We start from the raw sequence: 11,583 nt of genomic DNA, 5'->3' as shown, positions 1-11,583 counted from the left end.
ATGTGAGCACATTATAGAGTGTTTCATTAAAGTGTCAACACTCTTGTGATCTAATTGAACGTTTAATCAGCACGACGCCAAACTGTACCTTGACGTGTATCTTCAAGAACTACGCCTTGCTCAAGTAAAGACTGACGAATGCTATCTGCTTTAGCAAAGTCTTTTGCTTTTTTCGCATCGACACGTTGTTGAATGAAATCTTCAATTTCAGCATCAGACAAAGCAAGTGCATCTTGTCCAATATCTGATTTTAAGAAATCGTCTACATTGTGTTGTACCAAACCTAAAATGTTGGTGAGGTGACGTAATGTCGAATAAAGCACAGTCACTTGGTCAGCTTGCTCTTCTTTTACAGCACGGTTTAACTCTTTGTTCAGTTCAAACAATACAGCCATTGCTTCGGCAGTATTGAAATCGTCACACATTGCATTGTTAAAGCGTTCAATAAAGCTTTGATCAAGCGCTTCAGTTGTCGTTTGACCGTACACTTGTTGATAAGCTTTAAATGAATGATAGAAACGAGTTAAAGAAGTTTTTGCCTCTTTAAGTGCTACATCAGAAAAGTTCACAGGGCTACGATAGTGTGAAGACACAATAAAGTAGCGGATCACTTCAGGGTGGAATTTCTCCATTACGTCACGAATCGTAAAGAAGTTGCCTAAAGATTTAGACATCTTTTCACCGTCAACGTTAATAAAGCCAACATGCATCCAGTAGTTTACATATTGCTCACCAGTCGAAACTTCACTTTGCGCAATTTCATTTTCATGGTGCGGGAACATTAAATCTGAACCGCCACCATGAATGTCAAAGTGATTGCCTAGGCAGCAAGTTGACATTGCAGAACATTCAATGTGCCAACCCGGACGGCCATTACCCCAAGGGGACGCCCAAGATGGTTCATTTTCTTTTGCATGTTTCCAAAGCACAAAGTCAAAAGGATGTTTCTTTTCAACTTCTACATCAACACGCTCACTTGCGCCAGCTTGCATGTCATCAAGCTTACGGCCAGAGAGGCGACCATATTTTTCAAATTTGGTGACTTCAAAATAAACATCGCCGTTTGAAGCAGGGTAAGCAGCGCCTTTATTCACCAGATTCCCAATCATATTTTGCATCTGGTCAATATATTCAGTCGCTTTAGGTGCTTCATCTGGTGCTAAACAGCCCAAGTTCGCTGCATCTTCATTCATGGCATCGATGAAACGCGTGGTGAGCTGTTGGATTGTTTCACCATTCTCATTCGCACGTTTGATGATTTTGTCGTCAATATCGGTAATGTTGCGAATGTAGCGGACTTTCCAGCCTTGACTACGCAAAAAACGGATAATGTAGTCAAATGCAACCATAACTCGAGCATGCCCGATATGACAGTAGTCGTAAACGGTCATACCGCAGACGTACATATCGATGTGACCTTCTTTGCGAGGTACAAATTCAACTTTTTTTCGTTGCTCAGAGTTATATAAAACAAACGGTTGCATAAGGGTTTTCAAACACTCAACAAAAATAGTGTTACATCATAACTGATGCATCATTTTTAACAAAGTTTTATGCATGAATTTTATAAGCTTGTGAAATCTTATACATTTAAAAACGTGTAACTGATTGAGTTATGCTAGAATGCCCCCAAATCTTTTGATTAAAATCACCGATCTCAACCAGAGATCAGATCAATTATTTTGAGTCAAACTCGTATGCCTAATCCTACAGATTTCCAAAGCAGTGCATTAGCGACATTGCGCATTGAGCAACAAGCCATAGATGTATTAGCAACACAAATTGATGACCGTTTTAATCGTGCTTGTGAAATATTATTACAATGCAAAGGTCGTGTTGTGATCACAGGTATGGGTAAATCTGGGCATATTGGCCGAAAAATGGCAGCGACATTTGCTTCGACAGGCACGCCGTCTTTCTTTATGCATCCTGGTGAAGCAGGACATGGTGATTTAGGAATGCTTGTTCGTGGCGATGTACTTATTGCAATTTCCAACTCAGGAAAAAGCGATGAAATCATGATGTTGATGCCACTCATTAAGCATCTTGGTGTACCTCTTATTACGATTAGTCGTGATGATAAAGGCCCAATGCCGCAAAATGCAGATATTGCTTTAACTCTGGGTGAGTCTGACGAAGCATGCCCTTTAGGCTTGGCGCCTACTTCAAGTACGACAGCGACTTTGGTTTTAGGCGATGCTTTAGCAGTTGCTTTACTTGAAGCTCGTGGTTTTACTGCTGATGACTTTGCACGTTCGCATCCGGCGGGTGCGTTGGGTAAGCGTTTACTGTTACATGTAAAACATTTAATGCATACAGGCGACGAGTTACCAAAAGTTTCACCTGATACACCAATGAATCAAGTACTTTACGAGATCTCAAATAAGCGTTTAGGTTTGACAACAATTGTTGATGAACAAGACCATCTACTCGGTATTTTTACAGATGGGGATTTACGTCGTCTCATCGATAAACAGCAAGGGTTTGATGTAAATTTACCTGTGTCTGAAGTGATGACAAAGAAACCGTCAACGATCTCTCAAGAAGCACGAGCTGTAGAAGCTTTACAACAACTTAACCAGAAAAAAATCAGTCAGTTTGTAGTAGTCGATGACCAGAACAAAGTGATTGGTGTAATTAGTATGCATGACCTTATTCAGGCAGGGGTGAATTAATCAATGGCATCGTATGCATTGTTAGAACAAGCACGTCATTTGCAGGCATTGGTTCTGGATGTTGATGGTATTTTAAGTGATGGCTTTGTGACATTAACCAACACGGGTGATGAAATTAAATCATTCGACATTCGTGATGGTTTGGGTATGAAACTTGCGCAACAAGCGGGTATGAAAGTCATCATTATTACTGGGCGAAAAAGTAATATCGTTGAAAAACGCATGTCCGATTTAGGTGTCGATCTGGTGTTCCAAGGCCGTGAAGATAAAGGTTCGGCGCTACGTGAAGCGTGTGCACAGTTTAATATCCTGCCTTCAGATTGCTTATATATGGGTGATGATTGGCCGGATCTTTCAGCATTTGCCATTGCCGGAATGAGTGTTACTGTTCCAAACGGGCATGAAGAAGTGCGCCGTCGTGCGGATTTGGTAACACAGGCGATGGGTGGCCGTGGAGCTGTGCGTGAAGTTTGTGATATGTTGCTGATCGCAAAAGGCATTTACCAAGAACTTCTTGAAAAATATCTTGCAGTACCGCATTAATAACAAGATTACTTAAAAAGGTAGGCTATTCCTGCTCATGGATACCAGAGTTTTATATATTGTTGCTGTAGTGGTTGCTGCTGTGAGTGGTGGTTACTACTACTATAGTGGCAAGGCAAAAAAACTGGACATTGGTTCGGCGAAGAATATGACTTATTCGGCGCAGGGCGTCCATTTGACTCAAACTGATGATAAAGGCAATTTGTATATTCGTGCTGAAGTTCGTCAGCTTGAACAGGATATGCAACAAAAAACGTCAAAGTTGGATCAACTCAATGCCACTATGTATAAATTAGGTAAAGTTGATGCAACATTCTTTGCTAAACAAGCTTATGGATATGATGATAATCAAAAGGTTGTGTTATCGGGTGACGTGGTAGCCACTAAGTTGGCACCGCAAGGAACCATTGAGTTTCAAACCGATGAATTAACTGGTTATCCAAAAACTAGAGACATTGAAACTAATCATCAAGTGACAGTTCAGTCTCCACAAGGCGAGTTTGTGAGCAAAGGTCTAAAAGCCAATTTGAATAATGGTCAGTACGAATTTTTTAATATTCGAGGAAAGTATGCACCAAAGTCTTAATTTAAAACGTTCTTCAGCTTTCCTAAAACAAGCTGCGGTAATTACATTCGTTGCTTTATCATCTGCTTCGACTTTTGCTTTGCCGTCTGACCGTAATCAACAAATTTCGTTAGTGGCAGACCGTGCAACTTATAATGAAAAAACCGGTTTGACAACTTATACGGGTAATGTCGTGATTGAGCAGGGCACCATGAAGCTTCAGGCTGACTCAATTGTTGCTACGCTAAACTCTAAACGTGAAATTCAAACGATCACTGCTAAAGGTAGACCGTCTAAGTTTCAGCAACAAATAAGTGCTGATAAAGGTATTGCACGCGGTGAAGGACAAACGATTGTTTATAATGCAGATACAGGCATTATTACCTTGTCTGGCGGTGCATATTTATACCAAGATGGTTCAAGTATTCGCGGTAACACCCTGAAATATAGTATGAATAAGGGTGATGTTGAAGCTCAAGGTTCTTCTTCAAACCGTGTACAAATCATTATTCCACCTTCAAGTTCAAAAAGTTTCCCAGGAGCGCGTGACTAATGCAGCAAGCTCTTCAACAACCGCAAACTTTGTGTATTAAACACTTAGCAAAAAACTATAGTAAGCGTTGGGTTGTCAAAGACGTCTCTTTTAGTATGCAAAGTGGACAGATTGTTGGTTTGCTTGGTCCTAACGGTGCTGGAAAAACCACCAGTTTCTATATGGTGGTTGGACTAGTGCGCATGGATAAAGGTGAGATTCATCTTGATGACTTGGATATGTCAGACCTAGCGATGCATGAACGTGCACGTAAGGGTATTGGTTATTTACCTCAAGAAGCTTCTATCTTTAGAAAATTGACGATTGCTGAAAATATTATGTCGATCTTAGAGACGCGTAAAGATTTGAATAAACAGCAACGTCAGCAGCGCCTTACTGAGTTATTAAATGACTTTAAAATTAGTCATATTAAAGATTCATTAGGGATGAGTGTATCTGGTGGTGAACGTCGTCGTGCAGAAATTGCACGTGCTTTGGCCGCAGATCCGAAATTTATGCTTTTGGATGAGCCGTTCGCGGGTGTTGACCCAATTTCAGTAGGCGATATTAAAGATATTATCCAGACCTTAAAGGATCGCGGTATTGGTGTCCTCATTACCGATCACAATGTTCGTGAAACTTTAGCAATTTGTGAACGTGCTTATATTGTAAGTGAAGGCTCGGTAATTGCCGAAGGCACACCACAAGAAATTTTAGACAATGAACAGGTACGTAAAGTCTATTTAGGTGATGATTTCACAGTTTAATTAAAGACATTAATCTGTTTGGTTAAAAAGAGGTCAAGGCCTCTTTTTTTATTTTTTAGTATTTTATAAATAAAAACAAATACATATATCAATCATTTAATGAAAAAATAATGTGTGATTTATTCCATCAATTATGCTGTTTTAGGTGAAAAACTATGTAGAATGTAGAAGCTTTTAAACGATAACAAACAAGATCAACAAGATAAGCATGATTGGATATAACCAAAGAAGAGTAAGAGGGATATGTAGAAAGCAGGCTTTCCTGAAAGGGCTTATGCTTTTAAGTACACTACATGTACCTGTCGTGATATACGCTGCTAAGCCAAGTGAGCAATACCACACCCTGAAAGAGAACTTGTCACAACTTTTTGTCCCTAAAAGTAGTGATGACTTTAAAGTTGCCAAAATGCACAAGCTTAGTAATTTTAAGCTAGACCGTTCTATTGTGCAGGAATTTCCTACTGTTCAACTTAATGATAATCGAGCTTCATCTTTTTCTAACTTGCCATCTAGAACGATGACATTGCAAGATGCGGTAAAAATTGCCATTCAGCGTAGCCCCGATATTTCACAATCTATTGCAACTTTAGCAGGTCAAAATTCAGGAGTTGACGTTGCTAAAGCCGGTTACTATCCCCAGCTTTCAGGAGGGATTACGACTGGTGATTTAAGCAGTGGAGAACGAGGTCGGCAGTTATTAACCTTAAGTGCTACTCAAATGCTTTATGACTTCGGTAAAGTCAAATCAGGTGTTGATGTTGAAGAAGCGAAAGTTCAGGTTGAACAAGCCAATGTCTTGGTTAGCGTTGATACTCTAGCTTTGGATGTTGCACAGACCATTGTGAATATTCAGCGTTATCTACAGCTTAATAAAATTGCTGAGCAGCAAATCGCCGGTATTCGACGTATTTAGGAAATTGCTAACCTGCGTGCAAACGCTGGTGTCGCGAGTCAAGCAGACCCAATTCAGGCGCAGTCATACTTACAGGCAGCGCAGTCTGCTTTGATTGCTCAGCAATCATTATTACGTCAATATCAACAGCATTTAAGAACCTTATTAGGTGCAGATGTTAGTCATACCGGATGGATTATTTCCGATGATCTCGTGAAGCAATCCGATCTTTATGGTGAACCTGAGTTTAATACTATTCCAAAAATGATTGCCGCGCAGGCAGGTGTTGAGGTTGCAAAAGCTCAAAAACAACAAACCCGTTTAACCCGATATCCGACCTTGGCTGTGAAAGGTTCGGTAAGTCAGGCGATTAATGGTAAAAACCCGAATAACGACAAAGATGACGGTTTATATAGTTCAGTCATGCTTGAAGCAACCAGTCAGTTTTACCAAGGTGGTGCTACAGCTTCACAAGTAAAAATGGCAAGTTATGCTGAAGAAGCTGCAAAAGCCAAAGTGAATTCGGTGTATATGGATGTTCTGGACCAAATTAGAACAAGTCGCGAACAGATTGAAAATAAACAGCGTCAAATGCAGGTTTTGGCAAGTCGCCAAGCAACAACGGTTCGTACACGTGAGCTCTATCAAGAGCAATACAAGCTCGGTACGCGTTCATTGGTCGATTTATTAAATGCTGAACAAGCTATTCATAGTGCCAACTCAGAACTTGAATCAGCACGTTATGACATTTATAGCAGCATTGTTCAGTACATTGAAGCAACAGGACGTTCCCGCCAAGCCTATGGCTTAAATAATATTTCAATTCAGGGGTTCGAAGTACAACCATGATGACAAAAATAAATTACCAGCCTTGGCTACAGGCGGTCTTAACTATTGCTAAACATTATCGAATAGAGCCTTCAGAAGAAAGAATTCGTTTACAACTTGATTGGAACCAAAATCAGAATTTAGATAACGTCTTGCAGTTAATGACACGTCAAGTCGGTCTGAATCTTCGTAAGGCACCATTTTCCTTAGACTTACTCAATCCATGGCGTTTACCTGTCATGGTGGAGTTTAATGATGGCCAAGTCGGTGTAATCGATAAGGCCGATACACAAGGAAATGTGAGTATCCAGTTCAGTGGAGATCAGGGCCTTTCGCAAAGTTTATCTTTAGACGCTTTAAAAACTACACTTAAAAATGTCTATATCTTGCGTCCTGAAACGTCTATACCAGATGCACGTATTGACGAATATATCAAACCTTATGAAGCCAACTGGTTCTGGTCAATCGTTTTAAGAGACTGGAAACGCTACGTTGATATTATGTTTGCCTCGCTGATTGCCAATGTGCTGGCACTGGCAACCATTATTTTCTCGATGCAAGTGTATGACCGCGTGGTTCCTTCCCAGTCAATTCCCACTTTATGGGTTTTAGCGGGTGGTGTACTGATTGCCGCTCTTTTTGAGTTTACCTTACGTGTTTCACGAGTATATTTATCCGATATTATTGGTAAACGTGCTGACTTACGTGTGTCGGATCGTGTATTTGGCCATGCCTTAAGAATTAAAAATAAAGATCGCTCAAAATCTACAGGTAGTTTTATTTCCCAGATTCGTGAACTCGAAGGCGTTCGTGAACTGGTCACCTCAACTACAATTAGCGCGATTGCCGATTTTCCGTTCTTTTTCCTGTTCTTAGTAATTTTTGCCATTATTGGTGGAAAACTGTTCTGGGTAATGCTACTTGTTGTGCCGCTTATGATCTTGCCGGGTATTTTGGTACAGAAGAAGCTGGCTCAACTTGCACAAGAGGGTATGAGAGAATCTTCAATTCGTAACGCAATTTTGGTAGAGGCGGTGCAAGGTATTGAAGACATTAAGCTCTTACGTGCTGAATCACGTTTCCAAAACCAATGGAACCATATGAATGAAGTCTCAGCCGACATCGGTATGAGACAGCGTAAAATTGTGGGTACCTTAATGGCTTGGACCCAAATGGTTCAGGGTTTAACTTATGCCATTGTGGTGTTAGTGGGCTGTTTTGCGGTAATGGACGGTGAAATGACCACAGGTGCATTAGTCGCATGTTCAATTTTATCTTCGCGTATGTTAGGACCAATTGCCCAGATTACGGGCGTGCTAGGTCGTCTACAACAGGCAAAAGTTGCTAAGCAAAGTTTAGATGAGCTTATGCAACGTCCGATTGATCAGGCTGACCGTTCACATCTGGTACACAAAGCTGTTTTAAATGGCGACTATGAATTAAAAAATATCTTGTTCCAATATGGAGAAGAAGATCCGAGACCAAGTCTTGCGATCCGCCATTTAAAAATTCGTGCCGGAGAAAAAATTGCGATTTTGGGTCGTAATGGTGCTGGTAAGTCAACATTGCTTCAGCTTTTATCTGGCATGCAGGTTCCAACTCAGGGAGCTGTGCATTTAGATGGACTCGATCTTTCTTTAATCGACCCATCAGATGTACGCCGAGATATGGGGCTACTCAACCAGAATGCACATTTATTCTACGGAACAATCCGTGAAAACCTGACTTTAGGTGCACCGCTTGCAACAGATGAAGACATTCTTCGCGCATTGGTAGTAACAGGTGCTTTATCTTTTGTTCAAGAGAAAAAAGAAGGCTTGGATTACTTGGTTTTAGAAGGAGGAGTAGGTTTCTCTGGTGGTCAGAAACAAGCGTTATTATTGGCTCGTTTATTGATTCGTCAACCGAATATTTTATTGCTTGATGAGCCGACAGCAGCCATTGATGATGTTGCAGAGAAACAATTAATTGATCATCTCAAAGGATGGTTAGCACACCGAACGTTGGTCGTGGCGACCCACCGCCGAGCTGTTCTTGAACTGGTCGATCGAATTATTGTCGTCAATGAAGGCAAAATTGTGATGGATGGACCACGAGATCAGGTACTTAATCAATCTACAGCCCAACAAAAACAAGTGAGCCAAGGGGGCAATTCATGAGCGAACAACAACAAGAACTTACCCGTTCAATGAATGTATCTTATAGTGAACCACCATTACCACGTGCCAGTTTAGTCATCTGGATCGTGGGCATTGGTTTAGTGATTTTCTTTATCTGGGCATGGTTTTTTAAGCTTGAAGAAGTTTCAACCGGTACAGGTAAGGTTATCCCATCATCTAAAGAACAGGTCATCCAGTCTTTAGAGGGCGGTATTTTAACTAAGCTAAATGTACAAGAAGGCGATATTGTCCAAAAAGGGCAAATTCTTGCTCAGCTTGACCCAACCCGTTTTGCTTCAAATGTGGGTGAGTCGAGATCTTTATTAATTGCAGCTCAGGCCACAGCAGCACGTTTACGTGCGGAAGTGAACGGTACACCACTGGTTTTCCCTGAAATAGTTGCACAAGATCCGAAGCTTGTTCATGAAGAGACTGCTTTGTATGAATCACGCAGAGCCGATCTTGAACAAACGCTTTCAGGATTAAGACAGGCTTTACAACTGGTTCAGCAAGAATTAGCCATGACAGAGCCTTTGGTTGCTAAAGGTGCTGCTAGTGAGGTTGAGGTTTTACGCTTACGCCGTGAAGCAAATGATTTGCAAAACAAGATGAACGATGCACGTAACCAATATTACGTTAAAGCACGTGAAGAGTTATCTAAAGCAAATACTGACACGCAAACTCAACAACAAGTTATCATGGGCCGTAATGACAGTTTACAACGTGCCGTATTTAAAGCCCCTGTGCGCGGTGTGGTAAAAGAAATTACAGTGACAACGCATGGCGGTGTGATTCCACAAAACGGTAAGTTAATGACCATCGTTCCAATTGATGAACAGTTATTAATTGAAGCCCGTATTTTGCCACGTGACATTGCATTCATTCGTCCTGGTCAAGAAGCTTTGGTTAAGATCACTGCTTATGACTACTCAATTTATGGTGGTTTAAAAGGTAAGGTTACGGTTATTTCTCCAGATACCATTCGCGATGAAGTGAAACAGGATCAATTCTATTATCGTGTTTATATCCGAACTGATTCCGATAAGCTTTACAATAAAGAAGGTAAAGCATTCGGTATTACACCGGGTATGGTGGCAACTGTAGATATTCGTACGGGTGAGAAGACTGTACTGGATTATTTACTTAAACCATTTAATAAAGCCAAAGAAGCATTAAGAGAAAGATAAGAAAAAAGCCCCGAAATTCGGGGCTTTTTTATAGGTTTGCTTCTATTAAATTCACGTTATAATTTGATTTTTATTATGCTTTATTTCATTTATGGCTTTTACGATTGCATCATCCGTTACTTTTGAAGAAGAAATTAAAAAAAGTAGATTTCAGGCGATTGCTGCGCCAGTAGAAAATGAACAGCAAGTGAAAGAGTTTTTAGAATTAAATAAAGATATCTCGACCACACATCAATGTTGGGCATGGAAAATTGGTCATAACGTTCGCTTTAATGATGATGGGGAACCATCTGGTACAGCGGGACGTCCAATTCTGGCAACTATTGAAGGAAATGACCTGACTAATATTATTGTCATGGTGAATCGCTGGTATGGCGGTATAAAACTGGGAACTGGTGGCCTTGTTCGGGCGTATGGTGGTTGTGCCGGACAATCATTATTGTTAGCTGAACGTATTGAACTGATTGCCAAGAAAACGATTCATTTTTCTTGTCATTTTAATGAATGGGCTATCTTTCAGTATGAACTGACACAGCAGCAAATTGAATATCAGGAAAGCTATACTGCAACAGGTGTCGATATTGAAGCGAGACTACAGGTTCACCAAATTGAACCACTCGCTTTAAAACTACGAGATGTGACTCGTGGTCGCGAAGAATTAAAAGTTGAGGAGGAATTGACTGATGACTGATTCTTTACTCAAGTACCGCGAGCAACATAAACACCGTTTAAATTATATGCCATGGCTATATTGGACATTGAAACCCAAACACCGTGTTTGGGCGGAAGAATGGCAAAAAGAATATCAGGCTTATTTAATGGATATGGAAACGGTCGAGATCGGGGAGAACTGTTTTATTTCACCGTTAGCCCATATTTTTGCCGAGCCGGGCCGGAAAATTAAGATTGGTAATAATTGTTTTATCGCGGCAGATTGTAGTTTGCATGGACCGCTTGAGATTGGTAATGAGGTTGCAATTAACCACCACTGTATCTTAGATGGTGGTCGAGCAGGCATAAAACTACATGATCAAGTTCGTATTGCTGCTTATTGTCATCTCTATGCATTTGATCATGGCATGCAACTCGACCGTCCACTTTACCAACAGCCAGTTCGCTCACAGGGTATCGAAATTGAAAAAGATGTTTGGTTAGGTGCGCATGTCGGAGTTAAAGACGGGATTAAAATTGGAAAACATGCTGTAGTTGGCATGAATAGTATGGTGACAAAGGATGTGGAGCCGTACCATATTGTGGGAGGAAACCCAGCAAAATTTATCCGTTTAAGAGAATAATGCAGTCTCAAGAATGTAATAAAATGTTTGATCTTTAAACAAAAAAGTGGATTTTAATACATAAACCTTAACATACGGATTTTTATCTATGTTAAGTTAAAGCTAAGTTATAGAAAAATCTCCAAGGCAAATAGACCTGA

General features: G+C 40.6%; 10 protein-coding genes and 1 pseudogene. 10 read left to right on the top strand and 1 reads right to left on the bottom strand.

The annotated features are described in order from the left end of the window. Window positions 1-62: 62 nt before the first annotated feature. Window positions 63-1,484 (bottom strand): cysteine--tRNA ligase, encoded by a 1,422-nt coding sequence (gene cysS, locus R5R67_RS15725; RefSeq protein WP_001182285.1) that lies wholly within the window; start codon window positions 1,482-1,484, stop codon window positions 63-65. Window positions 1,485-1,697: 213 nt separating this feature from the next. Between cysS and R5R67_RS15720 the strand changes: the two genes are divergently transcribed. The 10 genes and pseudogenes from R5R67_RS15720 (at window position 1,698) to R5R67_RS15670 (ending at window position 11,443) form a co-directional block, all read left to right on the top strand. Further along, complete coding sequence (locus R5R67_RS15720) at window positions 1,698-2,675, top strand: KpsF/GutQ family sugar-phosphate isomerase (protein WP_001133552.1); 978 nt, start codon at window positions 1,698-1,700, stop codon at window positions 2,673-2,675. Between the two features lie 3 nt (window positions 2,676-2,678). Continuing rightward, a complete protein-coding gene (locus R5R67_RS15715; RefSeq protein WP_000179337.1) occupies window positions 2,679-3,218 on the top strand; it encodes a KdsC family phosphatase in 540 nt (179 codons plus the stop codon). 37 nt (window positions 3,219-3,255) lie between these two features. Next, window positions 3,256-3,804, top strand: coding sequence for an LPS export ABC transporter periplasmic protein LptC (lptC, locus tag R5R67_RS15710; RefSeq protein ID WP_000381220.1), 549 nt, complete (start codon window positions 3,256-3,258; stop codon window positions 3,802-3,804). Further along, the gene (gene lptA / locus R5R67_RS15705; RefSeq protein WP_000554244.1) at window positions 3,788-4,336 is read left to right on the top strand and encodes a lipopolysaccharide transport periplasmic protein LptA; all 549 of its coding nucleotides are present in this window, start codon (window positions 3,788-3,790) and stop codon (window positions 4,334-4,336) included. The genes lptC and lptA overlap by 17 nt, the downstream gene beginning before the upstream one ends. Continuing rightward, window positions 4,336-5,082 (top strand): LPS export ABC transporter ATP-binding protein, encoded by a 747-nt coding sequence (gene lptB, locus R5R67_RS15700; RefSeq protein ID WP_001183458.1) that lies wholly within the window; start codon window positions 4,336-4,338, stop codon window positions 5,080-5,082. Before lptA ends, lptB begins: the two co-directional genes overlap by 1 nt. A 274-nt stretch (window positions 5,083-5,356) precedes the next feature. Next, a pseudogene (locus tag R5R67_RS19740) lies at window positions 5,357-6,823 on the top strand (TolC family protein). After that, a complete protein-coding gene (locus R5R67_RS15685; RefSeq protein WP_000988402.1) occupies window positions 6,820-8,961 on the top strand; it encodes a type I secretion system permease/ATPase in 2,142 nt (713 codons plus the stop codon). The pseudogene R5R67_RS19740 and the gene R5R67_RS15685 overlap by 4 nt, the downstream one beginning before the upstream one ends. Continuing rightward, window positions 8,958-10,148: an HlyD family type I secretion periplasmic adaptor subunit gene (locus R5R67_RS15680; RefSeq protein ID WP_000003552.1), complete on the top strand. Its 1,191-nt coding sequence runs from the start codon at window positions 8,958-8,960 to the stop codon at window positions 10,146-10,148. Before R5R67_RS15685 ends, R5R67_RS15680 begins: the two co-directional genes overlap by 4 nt. 91 nt (window positions 10,149-10,239) lie before the next feature. After that, window positions 10,240-10,839, top strand: a complete 600-nt coding sequence (locus R5R67_RS15675) for an IMPACT family protein (protein WP_000885989.1) — start codon at window positions 10,240-10,242, stop codon at window positions 10,837-10,839. Further along, window positions 10,832-11,443, top strand: a complete 612-nt coding sequence (locus R5R67_RS15670) for a chloramphenicol acetyltransferase CAT (RefSeq protein WP_000132361.1) — start codon at window positions 10,832-10,834, stop codon at window positions 11,441-11,443. The genes R5R67_RS15675 and R5R67_RS15670 overlap by 8 nt, the downstream gene beginning before the upstream one ends. Window positions 11,444-11,583 lie beyond the last annotated feature (140 nt).

The organism is Acinetobacter sp. OYA S30 (assembly GCF_033599315.1).
Classification (GTDB): domain Bacteria; phylum Pseudomonadota; class Gammaproteobacteria; order Pseudomonadales; family Moraxellaceae; genus Acinetobacter; species Acinetobacter baumannii.
The sequence above is the reverse complement of the archived record's forward strand: the minus strand, read 5'-3'. Positions and strand labels throughout refer to the sequence as shown.

Excerpts from the sequence above, each read along its gene's own strand:
- R5R67_RS15720 (WP_001133552.1), top strand. The coding sequence starts at position 1,698 with ATGCCTAATCCTACAGATTTCCAAAGCAGTGCATTAGCGACATTGCGC.
- R5R67_RS15670 (WP_000132361.1), top strand. The coding sequence starts at position 10,832 with ATGACTGATTCTTTACTCAAGTACCGCGAGCAACATAAACACCGTTTA.
- cysS (WP_001182285.1), bottom strand. The coding sequence starts at position 1,484 with ATGCAACCGTTTGTTTTATATAACTCTGAGCAACGAAAAAAAGTTGAA.
- R5R67_RS15680 (WP_000003552.1), top strand. The coding sequence starts at position 8,958 with ATGAGCGAACAACAACAAGAACTTACCCGTTCAATGAATGTATCTTAT.
- R5R67_RS15685 (WP_000988402.1), top strand. The coding sequence starts at position 6,820 with ATGATGACAAAAATAAATTACCAGCCTTGGCTACAGGCGGTCTTAACT.
- R5R67_RS15675 (WP_000885989.1), top strand. The coding sequence starts at position 10,240 with ATGGCTTTTACGATTGCATCATCCGTTACTTTTGAAGAAGAAATTAAA.
- lptB (WP_001183458.1), top strand. The coding sequence starts at position 4,336 with ATGCAGCAAGCTCTTCAACAACCGCAAACTTTGTGTATTAAACACTTA.
- lptC (WP_000381220.1), top strand. The coding sequence starts at position 3,256 with ATGGATACCAGAGTTTTATATATTGTTGCTGTAGTGGTTGCTGCTGTG.
- lptA (WP_000554244.1), top strand. The coding sequence starts at position 3,788 with ATGCACCAAAGTCTTAATTTAAAACGTTCTTCAGCTTTCCTAAAACAA.
- R5R67_RS15715 (WP_000179337.1), top strand. The coding sequence starts at position 2,679 with ATGGCATCGTATGCATTGTTAGAACAAGCACGTCATTTGCAGGCATTG.